Here is a 20,791-nt window from a genome sequence, read left to right as displayed (position 1 = left end):
AAAAGTGGGGAATTGTATCCATTGATAAGATAGGGATAACGATAGAGGAGTATATAGCAATTTTAACAGCAGCAGTCAATCGGACTACTGCTCATTGTGCGTTAAAGATAAGGATTCTTGTATTCCGGGCACAGACAGTTTTCACTCCAGGTCATCATAGTTTGCAATACCGGGATGAAGCTTTCACCAAATTCCGTCAAAGAGTATTCTACTTTTGGAGGGATTTCTTTATAGATTTCCCGATGTAAAAATCCATCACTTTCCAATTCCCGAAGTTGTTTGGTCAGGGTGGATTGAGTAATGCCGTCAAGCCTTCGCATCAGTTCCCCAAATCTTTGAACCTTGTAAAAGCATATGTACCATAAAATCAGAATCTTCCATTTTCCACCAATTACAGACTGCAATTTACTCATGGGAACACAGCGGGCAATGACGGTTTCGTTACTAAATTTGTTATCAGCCATAATTAAATCACTCCTTTTTACGAATTATAATCCAGACTGTATATAAAATCAAGATACTGTTATTTAATGAACATAGTATGAAAAATAATACTACTACTAAAAAAAGACAGTACTTGTGGACAAAAAATCAATGAGTTATTTTAGAATTGTAACTTATCTATAAATTATAATTTTGGAAAGGAAGAAATGATTATGCACTATACAGGAACGATTTGGAGACCACCATATGAAGCTTCTTCGCTGTTGCTGGAGGTGACGGCAGGCTGTACTCATCATAAATGCAAGTTCTGCACCTTATATGATGATATTCCCTTTCGGTTTCGTATGTCACCCATAGAGGACGTTGAAGCGGATTTAAAGGAGGCAAAGGCACAATTTCGATTATGGGAGCAACATAAAGTAATAAGGACCTTTTTGACAGGTGCGAATCCCTTTGTATTGAAAGCCGAAAAGCTGATAGAGATTGCCAGACTGGTTAAAATGTATTTTCCGGAGAATGAGAGCATAGGTTGTTTTTCAAGAGTTACAGATATTACCTTGAAATCTGATGAAGAACTTAAGGAACTATCAAATGCCGGATATGATGGGCTAACTATTGGGATTGAAACAGGAGACGATGAAGCACTTCAATTTATGAATAAAGGATATGCATCCTCAGATATTATTACACAGTGCAGGCGGCTTGAACAGGCAGGGATTACTTATAAATTTTTCTATTTGACGAGTATTTCCGGCGCGGGAAATGGCGAGAAAGGGGCAAAAGAGACTGCTAAGATATGCAATCAAATCCACCCGAAGCTGATTGGTGCAAATATGCTCACTATTTATCCAAATTCGGAGCTTTACCAGGAGATACAAAAAGGAAATTGGAGCGAGGAAGGGGAGCAGGAGAAATATCGGGAAATCCGGACATTGATTGAGAAATTGGATATTCCTGTTGAGTTCGCTGCATTAGGAGCGTCCAATGCGATTCCTCTAATCGGAACATTACCAAAAGATAAGGCGAGACTGCTTCGCATACTGGATGATATTATTCAAAATGTGAGTGAGGAAGAGCTACAGGAATATCGCAGGCAGCTCCGACATTTATAGAGCGGGAGGGATTATTTTGCATTTTACGGGAAGGACATGGAGACCGCCTTATGAAGCGGACTCCTGTATTATAGAACTTACAAGTGGCTGCACTTATCATAAATGTCATTTTTGCAGTCTCTACAGGGATGAATCATTTCATTTGACATCGTTGGAAAAATTTGAACAGGATCTGGATGAAATCAAGCAGCATCAGCCAAATGCACGGCGTATTTTTGTGACAGGAGCAAATCCATTTGCAATAAGCTATGAAAAGCTGAAACCATATGTATTGACAGTTCGGGATTATCTGATCAAGTGCCAGACAATCGCTATGTTTGCCAGTATTCGGGATATCAAGAATAAAGAGGTATGGCAATTAAAGAAACTGCGGGCGATGGGCGTGAATGGATTGAGTATCGGAACAGAAAGTGGAGATGATGATACATTGCTGATTGCAAATAAGGGATATACTTCGCAGGATATAGTGGAGCAGTGCCAGAAATTGGATGAAGCAGGGATTGAATATTACTTTGTCTATATGACCGGATTGTCAGGAAAAGGTGGAGGATATCGAAATGCAGTTAACAGTGCCCGGCTTTTTAATCAGCTCAATCCATATTTCATTTCCATTGATTCTCTGACATTGTTTCCAAATACGATATTATATCAGATGGAAAAAGGAGGTCATTTTATTCCAGCCGGAGAAAAGGAACGACTACAGGAACTGCAAGTATTTATCAAAAATCTACAGATTCGAATACATTTATTTGCAAATTCAAAATCTAATTTCTATCCATTGCTTGCATATCTTCCAAAAGAAAGAGATAGTATTGTGGCAGAGATACAGTATGTCATAAATACATTTACTGAGGAAGAAATGCAGAAATACAGGGATGATCTGAAAGCGTTATAAAATATAAATTTGGAGCAGAAGGGAAGTGATTTATTTGGGAAAGTATTGATTCTGTCATTTGAAGATGAAGAAACAGACGTGATGCATGATACATTATCAATGATGAACGCACCTGAAAAGAAACATTATGTTTTGAAAGATAAATATCAGAATGAGATCATCATTTCACAATTTAGCTGTCAATAGGAGTATCAGGCTGGTATATCAAAGTGGAAATGAAGTAAAATTGACTTTTACAGAATTTTCTTTTCGAAATAGTTTGAGATTGGACGATACTATCGCCTCGGCACAGCCTGAACAGAAAGGTACTAAAGATGGATGTCTCTGCGAGTATATTATTGTATATTTCGGGTGATTGTATGTGATCGAAATGAAATTTGAATTTTAGTAGTATTTTACTTCAAGTCAAGTTGGCCTGAGGTACTTTGACACACTTGCATTATTCGAGATAACGAAATATAATAGTGACATTGGAGGTGCAGGCTATGAATTACATGACGCTGAAAGAAGCAAGTGCAAAATGGGGTATCACACCCCGGATGATAAACTACTACTGTGCCAGAGAGCGAATTCCCGGTGCGATTAAAATTGCTGCGGTATGGGTGATTCCAAAAGATGCGGAGAAACCCATAGATCGACGAGTAAAGAAGCGAGGTGATGGTAGTGATACAGATTGCAATATGTGACGATGAAGAAGCGGCTGTATTTCTACATGAAGGTATAGTGAAAAAGTGCCTGCAAGAAGGTGGTATCGGTCATAAAATTACTACTTACATGCACAGCGACAATCTGCTTTATGATATTACCGAAGATGGTTTTTTCTATGATTTAATCCTGCTGGATATTGAAATGCCCAATATGTCTGGAATGGAAATCTCCGAAAAGATAAAGCCTTATCTACCAGGTGTAAAAATTATTTTCATCACTTCACACCTCGAATATGCGATTGACGCTTTTGAACTTTCTATCTTTCGATATGTCCCAAAGAACAATCTTGAAAGGCGACTGGTGACAGCAGTTACCGATGCGGCGAAATTGATTGAACTTGAAGCTGGGCAGGAATACACTATACAGACAAGCAGCCGATTAGAACGAATCCCTTATAAAGCTATCTGCTATATTCAGCGTGATGGAAAAAATGCCAGCATTGTTTCCGATGCTGGCGTGTCAAAGGTCAGAAAAAGTTTGCAGCAAGTCTATGACGAACTGAACGCACAGGAATTTATCTTTATTGATCGTGGATGTATTGTGAACATTATCCAGATAATTAAAATCAGTGACGGAATGGCAGCCTTAAAAAATGGAGAACAGCTTCCAATCAGCCGTTCCCATTTGCAGAAAGTAAAGCAGGAAATCAATAGATTTTGGGGGGCGCATATATGACGGAATGGTATAAAATAGTTTCTTGCTTTTTCACGAATGAAATACAACTGCTGCTCGGCCTTTGTCTTGTGGCAAAGCTGTTGAATTTCCCAAAATTGAATAAAATCGCTGTGTTGCTCTCTACTGGTGGCAGTGTACTTATCACGTGGGCTACCATACTTGCACTTCCCCAATTTTACCTTGTCGGAATTGAAATCGGCCTCTTAATTACAATGGTTTGTTACCTCTATCGTGAGCAGACAAGAATTTGTGTGTTTCTGATTTTTTTCTACGAAATAGCTATAGCGTTATGGGAGTTTCTTATTTCGGCGGGGCTTGCTGTTTGGCTTAAAGACGCTCGTTTTATAGATACCGTAACCGCAGAATATATGCTCGCCGTTTGGATCGTGCGATTGCTTATGCTTGGCATTTTCTGGCTGGCAAAGAGGAACGGAAAGATAGCACGCAAAGAAGCTGTTCGGATGTTCTCTGTAATCTCTCTTGCTGGAATGTTTGGAGTAATTGTGTTATCAGAGCAAAAAAGAATTCTCTTGAGTGATGACCGCCTTACTACATGGATCATACTGTCACTGCTTTTGATGATGGCTATTTTGTTCTTTACACTAAGTAGACAACACGAAATGGAAAAGGAGATTGCCAGATTAAAGGAAGAACAGGCGGAATTATTGGAACGGGATTATCGGGCACTCAATAGAACCTATACTTCTAATGCCAAGCTGTATCACGATATACACAACCACATTGAAGTATTGCACCGTTATTTGAAACAGAGAAAAACAGACGAAGCTATTCAATATTTGGAGGACTTGTGTTCTCCTGTTTGGGAATTGACACAGGAAAATTGGACCGGTGATGAAGCAATCGACTATCTAATCAGTAGTAAAATGTCCTTTGCCAAGCAGCAAAATATTAGAACCAAGATAAACATTGAATTTCCCCGGCATACCAATATTCGTAATGTTGATCTGACAGCAATTTTAGGGAATATGTTAGACAATGCATTGGAGGCTGCTATAGTTACTACGGGAGAATTACGCTTTATCAATTTGACAATTCGGCGTATCAACAATATGCTTATTGTCAAAGTCGAGAACGGTTTCGCAGAAAAGCCTGTTATCGCTGGCGGAACATTGCAGACTTCAAAATCTCAAAAGGCTCTACATGGCTGGGGACTAAAAAGCGCACTTTCCGCTGCGGAACGTTATGACGGAATTATCAAAACCTCTTTCGACCAACATATTTTCCAAACTGTGGCAACCTTATCCTACCACGCCGTATAAATTTTAAAGAAGTAAAAAGGCAGACTGCTCAATAGGCAGCCAGCCTTTTTTGGGGTCAAAAACATACCGATTATGGACCGTGCCGCATAAAGGACTTGCCTTTGATACCATGTATATGTGTAAACAGGATTATCAAACATGTAACAGTATAGGAAAAGCAGTATGTTGAATGAACGTATTAGAAATTTACAATCTAAAAAAAGTCTATGGGAATGACAAAAACACGAGTTATGCACTGAATGACATTACATTTTCCATGGAAGGTGGAGTGTTTGGCTTGTTGGGGCATAATGGCGCAGGAAAAATCACCTTGGTGAAAGGTGTTCGTGAATTTGATGGACAAAACAATACCGATTGTGGACACTTCCGCATGACGTTGTTTTTTGGAGTACGATATAGCCGTATCAATATAACAAATACACACAAATTTGAATGGAGGTTTTATTTATTATGCGTCATTTTTATTTTCGTTTGGCTTTAGGTATTGTCTGGTTGATTGCTGCTATTGTCAGTGGTGTTAACGCCAATATCCCTTTTACAGTTCTGTATGTCGTGCTGGGAATTGTGTTCCTGTATTCTGCTTATTCCATCTGGAAGAAAGAGAAAGACAATCGGAGGTGATACCATGAGTGGCCTTAATCTTCTTGCTCTCAAAAACTTGAGTGTGTGGTATGTGCCGGGAAATCCAGTGCTTTCCGATTTTTCCGTTGAGCTTGGAATGAATGAAGTGGTTGGGCTGATTGGATTAAATGGTGCTGGAAAAACGACCTTTATAAAAACGCTTTCCGGGCTGATTGACCGTTTCCAAATTACAGAGGCATTGTGGAACGAAAAGCCGTTCTCTTTCCGTGATAAGGCATTTAAGCAGATTCGTTATACTGTACTCGCAGAAGAACACTCTTTTCAGTACTTTACATTCCGTGAATATTTGTCTTATGTGGCAGCTTCTTATAAAAGGACGCTACCGGATGTTTCCAAGTTGGTGCATGGATTTCATTTTGAAGAATATACGGATTACCTCTTAAAAGAGTTGTCGACCGGCAATCTGAAAAAAGCATATTTGATAACTGCGTTTGCCTTATGTCCTAGTCTGTTGCTGTTGGACGAGCCAGTAAACGGCCTTGATTTTCAAAGTACCGAATACCTATATCAGCTTATGGAAAGCTACAAAGAGCATGGTACAATCCTGTTTTCCTCGCATATTTTGGAGAGTATCTGCTTGACCTCTGATCGAGTACTCGTATTGGAACAGGGGAAAATCAGACAGTCTTTTCTTGGTAAAGAGATTGAAGCTGAAAAAATACGGGAGGTACTTGCTCTTGAAAAATAGTCTAAAAGCATTCTCAAAACAGTTTTTTGGCGGAAAATATGAACAAATAGGGAAAAGTGTGTCGGCTTGCGTTATCCTGTTCTGCTCTTTGCGCGCAGCTGAAATCCAGTTGGTAATTTCACCGTTTATTTTATTCGTTACTTCCACAATATTTACCGCTGGTGCGATGTGGCAGGCCTTAAATTCTTCTCACAATGCGGAAATGCTGCAGGGCTTTTTTCTGCTCCCTTTTGATAATAATCGGCTTACAATGGCATATGCGCTTGCATTTAGCGGCCATACCCTGATAACTAAAACTGCATTGATCTGGGCCATTTTCTTTGCTATTTCAAAACAGAGTGCAGTACAAATCGCGACAGCGCTATTCTGTGGTTGTAACGCCTGTTTTCTCACAGTTGCAATTTACACGTTACTCGAAAAGAAAAAGTGTTGGGTAGCAGGATCGTGGGTGATTTGCATCCTTGGCATAATGCTTTCAATCAGGCTACCGGAAATCGTTTTTGGAATTGTGGCGGTTAGTTTTGGAATTGCGATATGGTATCTGCACAATGTTGATCCATATACTTTTTACCGTCCGATTTGTGTTGGGGCAATCATCCACTATACGAACAAAAAGGGCAGCATCTACATTTACCTACTGCGGTATCTATTTACAAACAAAAGTTACCTTGTCAATAAGGTTGGTTTGGCGGCGGTTGCCTGTTTTCTGCCAATTTTTCTAGGGCAGTTTGAGGGGCTGAACATCAAACCAATTGGGTTTGCTATTCTATGCCTGAATACGCCGATTTGCATTTTGATTTCTTGTGATCCATGTCTGGAACAGGCCGTTAGAATACTTCCGGAACAGATTATCCGTTTTTATGGCTGTTACTGGCTGTTTATTTCAATCATTCATGTAGTAGTAAGCACCATTTATCTGTGCAGCTGGCAAGTTTTTAATGGAAATATAGCCATTTCGGATTTTCTGATTTCAGTAATGTTTGCTCTACAGAGTGCCCTTTTATCTGTACTTTTAGAATGGCTACACCCTATTCGCAACTGGAAAATTGAGAGTGATTTATGGCACCATCCCAGAAAGTATGTTGTACCGGCATTGATGATGTTAATTGCAGTCTTTGTCAGTATATGGCCACCGTTGCTCTGGATTTGGCTTTGTATCTTGCCATTGGAATGTATAGGACTGATATGTATCACAAGGAGAATTTGAAGATGAAGAAGAGAAAACATTACCTGGATCGAAAAAGATACGTGAAAAGGTGGTGCGAGTGGCAATCGAAGCTTTTACCTATGCTGTGTGGAATGGGCTTGGTGGATTCTATATCATTTTGTTGAGCGCATAGGTACTGATTTGCCTTTGCCATTGATTTATGTTATAATATGAGACAAATATATATAATGCAAATAAAAGAACCGTCTTTTGAGAAGGGCTTTTGGTATTGCACTGTGTGGTGCTATATGAAAAAGCTCTTCTTTTTTATTGGTTGCGAATACGAGTAGAAGGAGTGAATGAAAGATGATCCAATTTGAACACATTTCTAAGAGTTATGGAAAAACACCAATCCTCAAGGATCTTAACTTTACCATCCCAGATGGACAATTTGTGGTGCTGATAGGTCCATCCGGCTGCGGAAAAACCACCACAATGAAGATGATCAATCGTCTGCTGGAACCCGATACCGGAAGTATATTTATTGATGGTAAAGACATCCAATCTGAGGATAAGGTATCTCTGCGCCGCCATATCGGCTATGTTATTCAGCAGATCGGTCTCTTTCCCAATATGACCGTAGCACAAAATATATGTGTCGTTCCCCGGCTGTTGAAATATGATAAGGATAAGTGCGATGAGATTGTCACAGATCTTCTTAAAATGGTAAAAATGGAGCAGTATGCGGATAAGTATCCTTCAGAACTCTCTGGCGGTCAGCAGCAGCGTATCGGTGTGCTGCGTGCACTGGCGGCTTCTCCACCCATTGTACTGATGGATGAGCCGTTCAGCGCTTTGGATCCAATGACGCGAGAAATTCTTCAGGACGAAATCAAGAATATACAGCAGAAACTAAACAAAACGATTATCTTTGTCAGTCATGATATGGACGAAGCTCTGAAGCTGGCAGACATTATCATCTTTATGTCGAAGGGAAAAATTGTCCAGATAGCTTCTCCTGAAGATATGTTAGAGAACCCTGCCAATGAGCTCGTACGTGATTTTCTCGGAAAACACAGCTCTGAATCACAGGAATCTTCTGCGATAGAAAGCTTTATGCGTACGAGTGTCCAAAGCATGCGCAAGGATCGTGGTGTAAGAGAATGTGCTGAGCGTATGGCGCGATATAGTGTAGATACGCTTCTGGTAATTGACGAAGAGAAACATTATTTAGGAACTGTTTCCATCGGTGATATTCGTCATTGGGGAAAAGAATTGACCAGTATTGAGCCATTGATTCGTCAAACGGCCAGAACGGCACGGATAGGTGATGATGCAAAAGAAAGTTTCGATTATCTTCTCGATTCCGAGGTTAATGCCAGCTATGTAGTTGTTCTCAACGAAGATGATACGATCGCAGGACTTGTGACCAAAACCAGTGTGGCACGGTCGGTAGCAGAAACCTTATGGGGGGATGTGAAATGATGACTCTTATTCATGACTATGGCAGCATGCTGCTGAAAGCCATCGGTGTTCATACGATATATGTGCTGGTTGCTGTAGTGATTGGTTTTGCGTTTGGACTGCTGTTGGGGGTCCTTCTTTCACGTGTTCCGAAATGGTCCGGTGTGATTCTGCCTGTTCTCTCCATTTTTCAGACGATACCGGGTCTTGCGTTTATTGGCATCCTGTTTATCTGGTGGGGAGACACCTACGCTACCGTTATTGCGGCACTGAGCGTATATGCGATGTTCCCGGTCTTGAAAAATACTTATACCGGCATTCTTGAAGTGGAAAGAAAATATGTCGAAGCTGCGAAGGGCTGCGGAATGTCTTCTTTTCAAACATTGACAAAAGTGGAGCTGCCTCTGGCGATGCCCACCATCATTGCAGGTCTTCGGATGTCTGCTATTTACACGGTTTCCTGGGCAGTACTGGCTGCTATGATCGGGAAGGGCGGATTGGGAAATTTCGTCTATCAGGGCGTGTCTTCCAATAACAACACACTGATTCTTTTGGGAGCAATCCCTTCCGCACTTCTGGCAATTGCTTTTGGTGCGGTCATCGATTATCTGCAAAAGAAGGTTACGCCTCTCGGGATGAGAAGGGAGGCGGGAAAATGACCTGGTCATTGATTTGGGAACATTTATTTATTGTACTGTCAGCCAGTATTCTGTCTATTGTCGTGGGATTACTGTTGGGAATCTGGGCCTATGTATCAAAGCGATTCAGAGGAACGATTCTGCGAGTGGTGGATCTGCTGCAAACGATCCCTTCGCTGGCGTTATTGGGTATGATCATGGTAGTACTGAATCCGGGCAAGCTGACGGTTATCATTGGTATCACCCTGTATTCGCTGCTTCCCATTGTGCGAAATACCTATCTTGGACTGCAGGAGGTAGATCCCGGTATCAAGGAAGCGGCGCGGGGGATGGGGATGAGTAAATTCTATCGGCTTTTCAGGGTGGAAGTTCCATACGCGTTTCCGACCATGTTTACCGGTATTCGTATTGCTGTGGTCAATGCAATCGGCACTGCGGTATTTGCCGCTTTTGTCGGAGGCGGCGGTCTGGGTGGCGTGATTACCCAGGGGATTCGCATCTCCAGCATGAAGATGATCTTGTCTGCTACTGGTGTCCTGATGGTGATTGCCCTGATTCTGGATCTTTTGATGGGGTGGTTTGAAAAACAAATGAAAAAGAACAAGAAGGACTCCAGGAAAATGTGGATACCAGCGGTGGCTCTTCTGGCGGCATTTTGTATGTTGCTGCCATATGGACGGGGAAATACCGGCGACCTGATGCTTTATGACGGCGACTATTCCGAGACGCAGCTCATGCATCACATGATAAAAATGCTGGTAGAGGATCAAACAGACCTGGATGTTACGATTCAGGATCAGATGTCTCAGGTAAATAACTTCAATGCCCTTAAGGGTGATGGGCATACCTGTGATCTGATGGTCTCTTATGATGGAACATTGTTGACTACATTTTTCCATCAGGACCCTGCCGATGTGCCGGAAGGTAAGTCGATCTATGACTATGTAAACAAGGTGGCAGCCGAAGATTATGACATGCGCCTGCTCAGTAAATTGGGATTTGATAACACCTACGCCGTAGCCGTACCCCAGGCTGTTGCAGATAAATACAATCTGGAAACCGTCAGTGATCTGGTACCTGTGGCGAAGGAGCTGTTATTTGGAGCAGAGCAGGGATTTTTCACTGTAGAGGGCAGTATGAAATATACTCCCTTTGTAGAGTTTTACGGGTTGAAGTTCAAAGACGCAATTCTCGTAGATCAGGGGCTGAAATATACGGCTGTGGAAAACGGAAGTTTTGATGTCACTGTGGTCTATGCCACAGACGGGTTGAACCGTAAAGCAGGGCTGAAGATCCTGGAAGATGACCAGGGCTTTTTCCCGGATTATAACGGTGCATTCCTGGTTCGAGAGGAAGTATTACAAAAGTATCCCGAACTCGAACGTATTCTGAATCAGTTAGCAGGGACGATTTCCACAGAGCAGATGGCGGAGCTGACCTATCAGGTCGATGTTGTTGGGCGTTCTGTTGATGAGGTTGCCGGTGAGTTTCTCTCCGGCTTGAACCTGACTTAATCTGTCAGCTTCAAGTGACATAAATGAATTTGCCTGATGGTGGATTATATAAATAGAAATCTATATAATGGAACAGAAAGGCAGGGTGGGCTATATGAAACTTGAAGAAAAGTTACAGATATTGAGAAAGAAGAATGGATATTCACAGGAACAACTGGCAGATAAATTGGGAACAGCGCGGCAAACAATAAGTAAATGGGAGAACGGGCTGGCAATTCCAGAATTGAATGGATTAATATTATTAAGCGAATTGTATGGTATTCCAATTGATCGGCTGGTCAAGGACGATGATCGATGTAATGTGCGGCTCTGTGATCATTCAGACAGAAACATAAGTGAAATGATTTCTTTCTTGATCTGTGCAAAAAAGAATACGTATGCAGCGAATAAAAATGAAGATGTTTCATCAAGAATGAAGTCACATGATTTTAGTTATTGCGATCAGGGATATAAGTATCTTGACAGCTATTTGGGCGGAGAAAAATTCTTTGGTTCAGAGGTAGTTTGGCATCAGGACGATCCGATTTGGGGGATGAACTATACCGGACGGATAACGGGAGAACATTTTAACAGTGATTTTCTCAAAGAAGCGTTATTAAATGTGCCATATGAAATTCCATATCGGGGACCTGAAATTTTTGCAAAGGGAGATTATCACTATCATTGCAGGGTTGAGGGTGAATTTATTTGGTATCAAGGATATGAAGAAATATTTTATCAGGAAGAGAAGATATATGAGTGTTGTTTTCATGGAGGAATGATTGAATAATGGGAGCAATAGAAAAAAAGATTTTGACGAAAGATTATCTGACAAAATCAAATCTGCCTGCAAGTGATTACGTGGTAAATCCCTACGTCGGCTGTCCCCATGCTTGTAAATATTGTTATGCCAGATTTATGAAACGATTTACCGGGCATACGGAGGCGTGGGGAGATTTTATAGATATAAAGTATTGCAATAAACCAATTAATTTGAAAAAACTGAAGGGCAAGTCATTATTTTTATCATCGGTGACAGATTGCTATAATCCATACGAAAGTAAGTACGGTATTACCAGAAATATTTTGGAACAACTTGTAGATGCCGACTGCGAGATTACTATTTCAACAAAGTCTGATTTAGTTGTCCGTGATATTGATATCTTAAAAAGGCTGCCACAACTTAAAGTGGCACTTTCATTAAATACATTAGATGAACAGTTCAGATCTGATATGGATAAGGGCAGCACAGTCCTCCAAAGGCTGAAGGCAATAGAACAGCTACATGAGGCTGGAATCTACACAGTATTATTTATGTCACCAATTTTTCCATATATTACTGAATGGCAAAAAATAATGGAAACAACGGAAAATATAGTGGATGAATATTGGTTCGAAAATTTAAATTTGCGAGGGGCTTATAAACAGACGATCCTTTCTTATATTGATCAACGGTATCCAAATCTATCAAATGAGTATTCTGAAATATACATACATAAGGACAATGCATATTGGGCAGATTTGGCAAAAACGCTTCATGAATACTGTGAAAAAGCACAATTGAATTATGTGAACTTTTTTTACCATGATGAACTTGTGAGACAAAAGATGAATAAAAACAGTTAGGTGCATTTTTTTTGTTCCCGTTGCAGATTACTAGAGAAGGGGATATAATCGGCTTAAAAGCAGAAGTATAATCCCCGCTTTATGGAGGCGAAAGATGAGGATCAGTGAAGTAAACGAGAAAACACCAATATTGATACAGCAACTGTTGGAAGTGTGGGAAAAATCTGTCAGGGCAACGCATCTGTTCTTATCGGATAATGAGATAAAGAATATCAAAGAGTATGTGCCACAGGCATTAAGCGAAATTGCTCATTTGGTCATTGTGGAAGATGACAGGAACTATCCGGTTGCTTTCATGGGAGTAGAGGACGATACTCTGGAAATGCTGTTCGTCACGCCAGAAGAAAGAGGCAAAGGTCTGGGGAAATCTCTGATTCAGTACGGGATTGAAAGATATGCGGTCAAAAAACTGACTGTTAATGAGCAGAACCCTCAGGCAAAAGGATTCTATGAACGTATGGGCTTTCACGTTTACAAAAGAACAGATCATGATGAGCAGGGGAATGATTATCCGCTCTTATACATGAAACGTCAATAAATAGCTTATTTGTAAAAAAGTATTGTTTTAACGAAAAAACAGGGAAGTTTAGACTCCAATGTGAGGATATATATTGAGATGCAGATATTTCATAGAGAGAAGCCGCTTCGGAAGGAGTGGCGCAGATTAGAGGAAGAGGAAAAAAGATTCCTCCGTTCCCACAGCGAAAAAAGAGAGAACATTCTGAATCAGAAGCTGGATGGCAACGTGCCGTCCGGACTGCAGAGTATGCTTGATACAGCATTTGAAAAGGCTTTTGGCCTCATATTCGAAAAGGGCACCGGCGTGATTGAGAAAACGTATCATAAAGAAAAGCTGGAACAGGATTATCGGGTGCGTGAGTATACAGCAGACATAAAGCAGGATGCAAAATCCCTGCGGTCTTTTTCGAAAAAATCGAAGGGGGAAGGAACAAAGAACCTTCTGGTGTCCGGTGTGTCAGGAGTCGGGATGGGAGTATTGGGGATCGGGATTCCTGATATTCCGGTATTTACAGGAATGATTCTAAAAAGTATTTACCAGACGGCTCTGCATTATGGGTGCAGGTATGACACAGAGGAAGAGCGATACTTTATTCTTCTGTTGATTCAGGGGGCTCTGTCTTATGGAGAGCAGTCAGAAGAAATAGAGGAGAAGATTAATACGTTCATCTGCACTGAAAGTTGTCCGGCAGATTATGATGAAAAGGAGCAGATCGACAGAACTGCGGGAACACTTTCCAGGGAATTGTTGTATATGAAATTTCTTCAGGGCATTCCGGTTGTCGGCATCGTAGGCGGAATGTATGATGCGGTGTATATGAAGGAGATTATCAGATATGCAGATTTGAAGTATAGACGTAGATTTCTGAATGGAAGATAAAGAGGAAAAATCGGAAAGAAACAGGAGCAAAAGAATGAAGATAATTGCACATATTTATACGGATTTTCCGACAAAATTTGGAATCCCGCGCCAGAGTGGTCTGGTGGAGGAGCTGAAGGGGAAAATTGTATTTGAACCGGAGTATCGAAACCCGGAGGCGGTCCGGGGACTGGAGGAATATTCTTATGTCTGGCTGCTGTGGAAATTCTCAGAATCGAAAAGAGATCACTGGGCTGCGACAGTGAAGCCACCGAGGCTTGGAGGAAAGAAACGGGTGGGGGTGTTTGCCACCCGGTCGCCTTATCGCCCCAATGACATCGGACTATCCAGCGTCAGACTGGAGCGGGTGGAGCAGAATACAGAGCTGGGACCTGTGCTTTTTGTCGCGGGAATTGATCTGATGAACGGCACACCCATTTACGATATCAAGCCCTACATCCCACATGTGGATTCCCACCCGGAGGCGGTTGGCGGGTTCGCAGACCGTACCAGAGAATATGAGCTGGAGGTGGCGTGTGAAGAGCATTTTCTACAGTTACTTCCGGAGGAGAAAAGGGCAGCAGCCATCAAAGTACTCAGGCAGGATCCGAGACCTGCATATGATGCGGATCCGGAGCGGATCTATGGGGTGGCTTTCGCCGGATGGGATATACGATTTCGGGTGAAAGGGCGTTTGCTTACGGTATGCGAAATAGTGGCACTTAGTTAAATTTATATCATACGAAAGTGCCCGCGATATCTTGACATTTCATATATTATCGGATATCATTGAATCGGCATATATAGGTGTGCCTAAAGGGCTAAAAACAAGGGGAGAACCTTCCGGTTCTCTCTAATTTGTTGGAATAGAATAAAAAGCCCACGGAGGATGAGATGAGAATAATAATTGTCGGGTGCGGCAAAGTCGGAAGAACAATTGCGGAGCAATTGAGTGAGGAGAATCATGACATTGCTGTAATCGATCCAAATGGAGTAGCAATTCACGATGTTACGAATAACTTTGATGTTATGGGAGTTGTGGGAAATGGTGCGAGTTATAATGTACAGATGGAAGCGGGCATTGAGAATGCAGATATTCTGGTCGCTGTAACAGGCTCGGACGAATTGAATCTTTTGTGCTGCCTGATTGCGAAGAAGGCAGGTGACTGCAGCACGATCGCGCGTGTGCGCAATCCTATGTATAATAAGGAAATTAATTTTATTAAAGAAGAATTGGGTCTTTCCATGACCATCAATCCGGAGTTTGCGGCGGCAACCGAGATTTCCCGGGTTTTGAGGTTTCCATCTGCAATTAAAATTGACACGTTTGCAAAAGGAAAAGTAGAATTACTCGAATTTATTATAAACGAAGATTCCATGCTCCATGATATCAGTGTGGCGGACGTTACAAAAAAAGTTAAATCTGATGTACTGATCTGTGCTGTGAAGCGCGGTGATGAAGTGGTTATTCCAAACGGCTCATTTATGCTGAAAGAGAATGATGTGGTCAGCATTGTCGCATCACCGTTAAATTCAGGCAGCTTTTTCAGACAAATCGGCGTGCAGACGCATCAGGTGCACAACGCCATGATTGTCGGTGGCGGAACGATCGCATACTATTTGTCGGAGATTCTTCTGGCGATGGGTATTGATGTGACGATTATCGAGAAGGACAGAGAGCGCTGCGAACAGCTGAGTGAATTACTGCCGAATGCGGTCATTATCAACGGTGATGCCACAAATCAGGATATTTTGATAGAGGAAGGCATTGAGCACTGCGAGTCTTTTGTATCTCTGACCGGAATTGACGAGGGAAACATATTCCTTTCACTTTTTGCCAGAAATCGCTCAAAAGCAAAGATTGTGACGAAAATCAATCGGATTTCCTTTGATGATATTATTCATACCTTTAATCTGGGAAGTCTGATCTGTCCTAAATTCATTACTGCGGAATATATTGTACGTTATGTGCGTGCTATGCAGAATACGATTGGAAGTAATGTGGAGACGCTGTACAGAATTGCAGACAGCGATGCGGAGGCACTGGAGTTCAAAATCCGTGAGAACACGCCGCTTGTCGGAATACCTCTGGAAGAATTATCCCTGAAGGACCATCTGCTGATCGCCTGTGTGAGCCGTAACAGGAAAATCATTATTCCAAATGGTAAGACTCAGATCGCAGTGGGGGATACCGTTATTGTTGTCACTACACAAAAGGGCCTGCAGGATATCAAAGACATACTGAAAAAGTAATGGAGAGAGACAGATGAATTATTCGATAATACGTTATATTCTTGGATGGGTTTTGACGTTGGAATCCATATTTATGCTATTACCCTGTGTGGTTGCAGTAATCTATCAGGAATCTGCAGGATATTCGTTCCTGATTGTTGCGCTGATCTGCTTTGTGCTTGGAACGCTGATAATCAGAAAAAAGCCAAAAAATCAGGTTTATTTTGCAAGAGAAGGATTTGTTACAGTTGCATTGAGTTGGATTGTTATGAGTTTTTTCGGGGCACTTCCGTTTGTGATAAATGGCGATATCCCGAATGTTATCAATGCGCTGTTTGAAGTGATTTCAGGTTTTACGACGACCGGTGCCAGTATTCTGACGGATGTGGAGGCGCTGAACCGCTGCAGCCTGTTCTGGCGCAGTTTTACACACTGGATCGGCGGTATGGGTGTATTTGTGTTTTTGCTTGCGATCCTGCCTATGGCCGGTGGCTACAACATGCATCTTATGCGTGCGGAAAGCCCGGGACCATCTGTTGGAAAGCTGGTGCCCAGGGTCAAGGACACCGCGAAGATACTGTATCTGATTTATATTGTGATGACCGTGATTGAAATTATTCTCCTGCTAGCAGCGGGAATGCCGGTGTTTGATTCCTTTACTACCGCGTTTGGTACGGCGGGTACTGGTGGTTTCGGCGTAAAAAACAGCAGTATGGCAGACTATTCGGCACAGATACAGTGGATTGTGACGATATTTATGATTCTGTTTGGAGTGAATTTTAATGCATACTATATACTGCTCGGAAGGCATAAAGGAAATGTTTTCAAAATGGAAGAGCTTAGATGGTATTTCGGAATCATTGCAGTCAGTATCGGAATCATTACATTTAACATAAGCGGAATGTTTGAAAATATTTTTACATCGCTGCGGCATTCCGCATTTCAGGTTGCGTCGATTATCACAACAACCGGTTTTGCGACCACAGACTTTGACCAGTGGCCCCAGTTGTCCAAGACACTTCTGGTAATCCTCATGTTTATCGGGGCATGTGCGGGCAGCACCGGAGGTGGAATCAAAGTGTCCCGTATCGTAATCCTGTTCAAGACAGTAAAGCAGGAGATGGGATATTTTGTGCATCCGAGAAGTGTTAAAGTGATTAAGATGGATGACAAAGCGCTGGACAAGGATACGGTGAGAAGCGTGAGCGCATTTCTTGTGACTTATGTGATCATATTCGGTGTATCCATGACAATTCTGGCATTTGACAATCTGGATATGACGTCGAATTTTACGGCAATTGCTGCGACATTCAATAACATTGGCCCGGGATTAGAACTTGTCGGACCGACTGGCAATTTCAGTATGTTTTCTCCATTGGCAAAGTGTGTTCTCATGTTTGACATGCTTGCTGGCCGTTTGGAACTGTATCCGGTACTGTTATTGTTCACGCCTTCTGTGTGGAAACGGAAATAAGGGTTAGGTTAAATAAAATATTTGTTTACAGATATTCATTGCAGATGAATATCACTTACAAAAAAGAAATCCCAAAAGTGAGAGGGGATTTCTTTTTTTGTTTATATAAATACAGCAAAAGAGTGTGAATAATACAAAAATGAGAACCTTTCTCAACAAGAGCTGTTAGTGTTGAATAACCCAACAGGTATAACTATAATTGAGAGATCACCAGATGGAAGTGAGCGGTAAGCCGAGGAGAGATATCAGCGATACCGTTCATTATAGAATAAGGAGGACGAAAGATGAGCTTTGATTGGAAAAAAACAGCATTATTTGTAGGGGGTACTTTATTCGGAACAGCCGGAATCAAAATCTTATCCAGCAAGGATGCAAAGAAAATTTATACGAATGCAACGGCAGCTGTGCTGAGAGCAAAGGACTGTGTGATGCAGACAAGCACGAAGATTCAGGAGAATGCGGAAGACATTCTTGCGGATGCAAAAGAAATCAACGAGAGCAGAACTGAGGAATCTTTTGGCGAGGCGACACCGGAAGAAGTATAATTTATTCATAGTGCGGCAGCGCTGTTTTTACCTGCGAATTTAAGAGGACGCAGATTTATGAAAACAATAAAGCAGATCATCGGTATTTTCTTTATGGTTTTCGAAAGTAAATGAAAGAGGAAAAAATGGAATTTACAATCAAACATGAGACGAAAAGAAGGATGCGAATCAGCACAAAGCAGTCAAGAATGACGTATTATCAGGCGGATATGCTTTTATATTATCTGTATGAACAGGACAGTGTGTCGGATGCAAAGGTATATGAGCGAACCGGAGATGCGGTGATTCTATATACGGGAAACAGAAGCGCGGTGATTGAAGCGTTGCTGGCATTCTGCTATGATGATGCGGCGAATGCGGCGCTGGTGCCGGATCATACCGGGCGGGAGCTAAACGCAGAATATCAGGAAAAACTAATCAGCAAAGTCGTGTTCCGAATTGGGAGCAAGATACTTCTGCCCGGTTCGCTTCGTATGCTTTATGTAGGAATACATTCTATAAAATATATTCTGAAGGGAATAAGATGTCTGGCAAAACGTAAGCTCGAAGTATCGGTGCTGGACGCCACGGCAATTGGAGTTTCACTCCTGCGCGGAGATTTTGGTACAGCAGGCTCCATCATGTTCCTTCTGGGAATCGGCGAGACGCTGGAGGAGTGGACACATAAAAAATCAGTGGATGATCTTGCCAGAAGCATGTCGTTGAATATTGACAAAGTGTGGTTGAAGAAGAATGACACCGAGGTTTTGGTGAAGATCACGGATATCCGGGAAGATGATGAGATCCTGGTACATATGGGAAATATTATCCCGCTGGACGGCATCGTAGCATCGGGGGAGGCCCTGGTGAATCAGGCATCCCTGACAGGGGAGTCGGTATCTGTAAAAAAAGAAGCGGATGCATATGTGTATGCGGGAACCGTTGTGGAGGAGGGAGAGCTTACCGTTTGTGTCAAACAGATATCCGGCTCCACAAAGTTTGAGAAGATCGTTACCATGATCGAAGAATCTGAAAAATTAAAATCCTCTCTTGAGGGAAAGGCGGAGCATCTGGCAGATGCGCTTGTCCCATATAGCTTTGCCGGGACCGTGGCGACCTATCTGTTCACGCGGGATGTAACAAGGGCACTTTCTGTCCTCATGGTCGATTTCTCCTGCGCACTGAAGCTTGCGATGCCAATCGCAGTTCTCTCGGCGATGAGAGAGGCAGGGACTTATCACATTATGGTCAAAGGTGGAAAGTATCTGGAGGCGATAGCCGACGCAGACACGATTGTTTTTGACAAGACCGGTACCCTGACAAAGGCCCAGCCCACGGTTGCACGGGTGATTGCGTTCGACGGGAATGAGGAACGCGAGATGCTCAAAATCGCAGCCTGCTTAGAAGAGCATTTCCCGCATTCCATGGCAAATGCTGTGGTAAATGAGGCGAAGAGACAAAAACTGTCACATGAAGAAATGCATTCCAATGTACAGTACATGGTTGCGCATGGCATTTCGTCAGAAATCAATGGAAAACGCGCTGTGATCGGAAGCGCACACTTCGTGTTCGACGATGAGAACTGCAGAATACCGGAGGCGGAAGCAGAAAAATATGCATCTTTGCCAGAGGAGTATTCCCATCTTTACCTGGCCATGGACGGAGTGCTCTGCGCCGTGATCTGCATTGAGGATCCGCTTCGCGAGGAGGCAGGTCCAGTCATGACATTGCTGAGAGAGGCCGGGATCAGTAAAATTGTCATGATGACGGGGGACAGTGACCGAACTGCGAAGGCAATTGCAAAGAAAGTAGGAGTGGACGAGTATTATTCCGAAGTCCTTCCAGAGGACAAGGCAAAATTTGTGGAACGGGAAAAGAAAAAAGGACGGAAGGTCATCATGGTCGGAGACGGTATCAACGATTCTCCGGCACTGTCGGCGGCAGATGTGGGGATTGCGATCAGCGAGGGAGCCCAGTTGGCCAGAGAAATCGCAGACATTACCATTTCTGCAGATAACCTCAATGAACTGGTGACACTAAAGCGAATCGGTAACGGGCTGATGCAGCGGATCCGCAGAAATTACCGATTCGTGATCAGCTTTAATTTTTGCCTGATTCTTCTCGGCGTCGGCGGCATCATTCCACCGACGACATCTGCATTGCTGCATAATTCATCGACGCTGGGAATCAGTCTGAGCAGTATGAAGAATCTCCTGTCGTAGAAAAATTGTCATTAATAGAACAGAATCCTTTCTTTCGGGGCAGCCCGGGAGGAGGGGTTCTGTTTTTAGGTTTCCGACAAACTCTTGTTCGAATACTATTGACAAAACAAACATGTGTTCGTATAATAAGAGAGAAGCAAGAGAGGGGG

Annotated in this window: 21 protein-coding genes; 20 read left to right on the top strand and 1 reads right to left on the bottom strand. The window is 42.4% G+C overall.

The annotated features are described in order from the left end of the window. Positions 1-101 precede the first annotated feature (101 nt). Complete coding sequence (locus BUB85_RS10630; protein WP_073109858.1) at positions 102-464, bottom strand: winged helix-turn-helix transcriptional regulator; 363 nt, start codon at positions 462-464, stop codon at positions 102-104. Positions 465-656: 192 nt separating this feature from the next. Here BUB85_RS10630 and BUB85_RS10625 point away from each other — a divergent pair, with 192 nt between their 5' ends. The 20 genes from BUB85_RS10625 (at position 657) to BUB85_RS10530 (ending at position 20,642) form a co-directional block, all read left to right on the top strand. After that, positions 657-1,556, top strand: coding sequence for a radical SAM protein (locus BUB85_RS10625; protein WP_073109852.1), 900 nt, complete (start codon positions 657-659; stop codon positions 1,554-1,556). Between the two features lie 16 nt (positions 1,557-1,572). Further along, complete coding sequence (locus BUB85_RS10620) at positions 1,573-2,451, top strand: radical SAM protein (RefSeq protein ID WP_073109849.1); 879 nt, start codon at positions 1,573-1,575, stop codon at positions 2,449-2,451. Between the two features lie 485 nt (positions 2,452-2,936). Then, positions 2,937-3,137: a MerR family transcriptional regulator gene (locus tag BUB85_RS10615; protein ID WP_073109846.1), complete on the top strand. Its 201-nt coding sequence runs from the start codon at positions 2,937-2,939 to the stop codon at positions 3,135-3,137. Then, on the top strand, positions 3,115-3,834 hold the full coding sequence (locus BUB85_RS10610) for a LytR/AlgR family response regulator transcription factor (RefSeq protein ID WP_073109948.1): 720 nt from the start codon (positions 3,115-3,117) through the stop codon (positions 3,832-3,834). The genes BUB85_RS10615 and BUB85_RS10610 overlap by 23 nt, the downstream gene beginning before the upstream one ends. Then, on the top strand, positions 3,831-5,114 hold the full coding sequence (locus BUB85_RS10605; protein WP_073109843.1) for a sensor histidine kinase: 1,284 nt from the start codon (positions 3,831-3,833) through the stop codon (positions 5,112-5,114). Before BUB85_RS10610 ends, BUB85_RS10605 begins: the two co-directional genes overlap by 4 nt. A 169-nt stretch (positions 5,115-5,283) precedes the next feature. Next, on the top strand, positions 5,284-5,595 hold the full coding sequence (locus BUB85_RS10600) for a P-loop NTPase family protein (protein WP_073109840.1): 312 nt from the start codon (positions 5,284-5,286) through the stop codon (positions 5,593-5,595). Between the two features lie 144 nt (positions 5,596-5,739). After that, the gene (locus BUB85_RS10595; protein ID WP_073109838.1) at positions 5,740-6,444 is read left to right on the top strand and encodes an ATP-binding cassette domain-containing protein; all 705 of its coding nucleotides are present in this window, start codon (positions 5,740-5,742) and stop codon (positions 6,442-6,444) included. Next, positions 6,434-7,651, top strand: coding sequence for a hypothetical protein (locus BUB85_RS10590; protein ID WP_073109835.1), 1,218 nt, complete (start codon positions 6,434-6,436; stop codon positions 7,649-7,651). Before BUB85_RS10595 ends, BUB85_RS10590 begins: the two co-directional genes overlap by 11 nt. Before the next feature lie 306 nt (positions 7,652-7,957). After that, positions 7,958-9,076 carry a betaine/proline/choline family ABC transporter ATP-binding protein gene (locus BUB85_RS10585; RefSeq protein WP_073109833.1) on the top strand — a complete coding sequence of 373 codons (1,119 nt, stop codon included), beginning with the start codon at positions 7,958-7,960 and terminating at the stop codon, positions 9,074-9,076. Continuing rightward, a complete protein-coding gene (locus BUB85_RS10580) occupies positions 9,073-9,714 on the top strand; it encodes an ABC transporter permease (protein ID WP_073109829.1) in 642 nt (213 codons plus the stop codon). Before BUB85_RS10585 ends, BUB85_RS10580 begins: the two co-directional genes overlap by 4 nt. Continuing rightward, the gene (locus tag BUB85_RS10575) at positions 9,711-11,207 is read left to right on the top strand and encodes a glycine betaine ABC transporter substrate-binding protein (protein ID WP_073109826.1); all 1,497 of its coding nucleotides are present in this window, start codon (positions 9,711-9,713) and stop codon (positions 11,205-11,207) included. Before BUB85_RS10580 ends, BUB85_RS10575 begins: the two co-directional genes overlap by 4 nt. A 94-nt stretch (positions 11,208-11,301) precedes the next feature. Continuing rightward, a complete protein-coding gene (locus BUB85_RS10570; RefSeq protein WP_073109945.1) occupies positions 11,302-11,976 on the top strand; it encodes a DUF5680 domain-containing protein in 675 nt (224 codons plus the stop codon). Then, positions 11,976-12,812 carry a radical SAM protein gene (locus BUB85_RS10565; RefSeq protein WP_073109823.1) on the top strand — a complete coding sequence of 279 codons (837 nt, stop codon included), beginning with the start codon at positions 11,976-11,978 and terminating at the stop codon, positions 12,810-12,812. Before BUB85_RS10570 ends, BUB85_RS10565 begins: the two co-directional genes overlap by 1 nt. Before the next feature lie 94 nt (positions 12,813-12,906). Further along, positions 12,907-13,350: a GNAT family N-acetyltransferase gene (locus tag BUB85_RS10560; RefSeq protein ID WP_073109820.1), complete on the top strand. Its 444-nt coding sequence runs from the start codon at positions 12,907-12,909 to the stop codon at positions 13,348-13,350. A 78-nt stretch (positions 13,351-13,428) separates the two neighbouring features. Beyond that, entirely contained in the window at positions 13,429-14,211 is a 783-nt protein-coding gene (locus BUB85_RS10555; protein ID WP_073109816.1) for an EcsC family protein, read from the top strand. Between the two features lie 34 nt (positions 14,212-14,245). After that, complete coding sequence (gene tsaA, locus BUB85_RS10550; protein WP_242945403.1) at positions 14,246-14,920, top strand: tRNA (N6-threonylcarbamoyladenosine(37)-N6)-methyltransferase TrmO; 675 nt, start codon at positions 14,246-14,248, stop codon at positions 14,918-14,920. A gap of 164 nt (positions 14,921-15,084) precedes the next feature. Then, positions 15,085-16,443 carry a Trk system potassium transporter TrkA gene (trkA, locus tag BUB85_RS10545; protein ID WP_073109810.1) on the top strand — a complete coding sequence of 453 codons (1,359 nt, stop codon included), beginning with the start codon at positions 15,085-15,087 and terminating at the stop codon, positions 16,441-16,443. Positions 16,444-16,456: 13 nt separating this feature from the next. Next, positions 16,457-17,896: a TrkH family potassium uptake protein gene (locus BUB85_RS10540; protein WP_073109807.1), complete on the top strand. Its 1,440-nt coding sequence runs from the start codon at positions 16,457-16,459 to the stop codon at positions 17,894-17,896. 284 nt (positions 17,897-18,180) lie between these two features. Next, positions 18,181-18,441: a DUF6110 family protein gene (locus BUB85_RS10535; RefSeq protein WP_073109804.1), complete on the top strand. Its 261-nt coding sequence runs from the start codon at positions 18,181-18,183 to the stop codon at positions 18,439-18,441. Positions 18,442-18,566: 125 nt separating this feature from the next. Further along, positions 18,567-20,642 (top strand): heavy metal translocating P-type ATPase, encoded by a 2,076-nt coding sequence (locus tag BUB85_RS10530; protein ID WP_073109802.1) that lies wholly within the window; start codon positions 18,567-18,569, stop codon positions 20,640-20,642. The last annotated feature ends 149 nt before the right edge of the window (positions 20,643-20,791 follow it).

It is taken from the genome of Hespellia stercorisuis DSM 15480 (assembly GCF_900142165.1).
Lineage (GTDB): Bacteria > Bacillota > Clostridia > Lachnospirales > Lachnospiraceae > Hespellia > Hespellia stercorisuis.
Note: the sequence above shows the minus strand (reverse complement) of the source record. Positions and strands in the feature narration are given on the sequence as shown.

Excerpts from the sequence above, each read along its gene's own strand:
- BUB85_RS10630 (WP_073109858.1), bottom strand. The coding sequence starts at position 464 with ATGGCTGATAACAAATTTAGTAACGAAACCGTCATTGCCCGCTGTGTT.
- BUB85_RS10625 (WP_073109852.1), top strand. The coding sequence starts at position 657 with ATGCACTATACAGGAACGATTTGGAGACCACCATATGAAGCTTCTTCG.
- BUB85_RS10615 (WP_073109846.1), top strand. The coding sequence starts at position 2,937 with ATGAATTACATGACGCTGAAAGAAGCAAGTGCAAAATGGGGTATCACA.
- BUB85_RS10605 (WP_073109843.1), top strand. The coding sequence starts at position 3,831 with ATGACGGAATGGTATAAAATAGTTTCTTGCTTTTTCACGAATGAAATA.
- BUB85_RS10600 (WP_073109840.1), top strand. The coding sequence starts at position 5,284 with ATGAACGTATTAGAAATTTACAATCTAAAAAAAGTCTATGGGAATGAC.
- BUB85_RS10595 (WP_073109838.1), top strand. The coding sequence starts at position 5,740 with ATGAGTGGCCTTAATCTTCTTGCTCTCAAAAACTTGAGTGTGTGGTAT.
- BUB85_RS10585 (WP_073109833.1), top strand. The coding sequence starts at position 7,958 with ATGATCCAATTTGAACACATTTCTAAGAGTTATGGAAAAACACCAATC.
- BUB85_RS10580 (WP_073109829.1), top strand. The coding sequence starts at position 9,073 with ATGATGACTCTTATTCATGACTATGGCAGCATGCTGCTGAAAGCCATC.
- BUB85_RS10575 (WP_073109826.1), top strand. The coding sequence starts at position 9,711 with ATGACCTGGTCATTGATTTGGGAACATTTATTTATTGTACTGTCAGCC.
- BUB85_RS10570 (WP_073109945.1), top strand. The coding sequence starts at position 11,302 with ATGAAACTTGAAGAAAAGTTACAGATATTGAGAAAGAAGAATGGATAT.
- BUB85_RS10565 (WP_073109823.1), top strand. The coding sequence starts at position 11,976 with ATGGGAGCAATAGAAAAAAAGATTTTGACGAAAGATTATCTGACAAAA.
- BUB85_RS10560 (WP_073109820.1), top strand. The coding sequence starts at position 12,907 with ATGAGGATCAGTGAAGTAAACGAGAAAACACCAATATTGATACAGCAA.
- BUB85_RS10555 (WP_073109816.1), top strand. The coding sequence starts at position 13,429 with ATGCAGATATTTCATAGAGAGAAGCCGCTTCGGAAGGAGTGGCGCAGA.
- tsaA (WP_242945403.1), top strand. The coding sequence starts at position 14,246 with ATGAAGATAATTGCACATATTTATACGGATTTTCCGACAAAATTTGGA.
- trkA (WP_073109810.1), top strand. The coding sequence starts at position 15,085 with ATGAGAATAATAATTGTCGGGTGCGGCAAAGTCGGAAGAACAATTGCG.
- BUB85_RS10540 (WP_073109807.1), top strand. The coding sequence starts at position 16,457 with ATGAATTATTCGATAATACGTTATATTCTTGGATGGGTTTTGACGTTG.
- BUB85_RS10535 (WP_073109804.1), top strand. The coding sequence starts at position 18,181 with ATGAGCTTTGATTGGAAAAAAACAGCATTATTTGTAGGGGGTACTTTA.
- BUB85_RS10530 (WP_073109802.1), top strand. The coding sequence starts at position 18,567 with ATGGAATTTACAATCAAACATGAGACGAAAAGAAGGATGCGAATCAGC.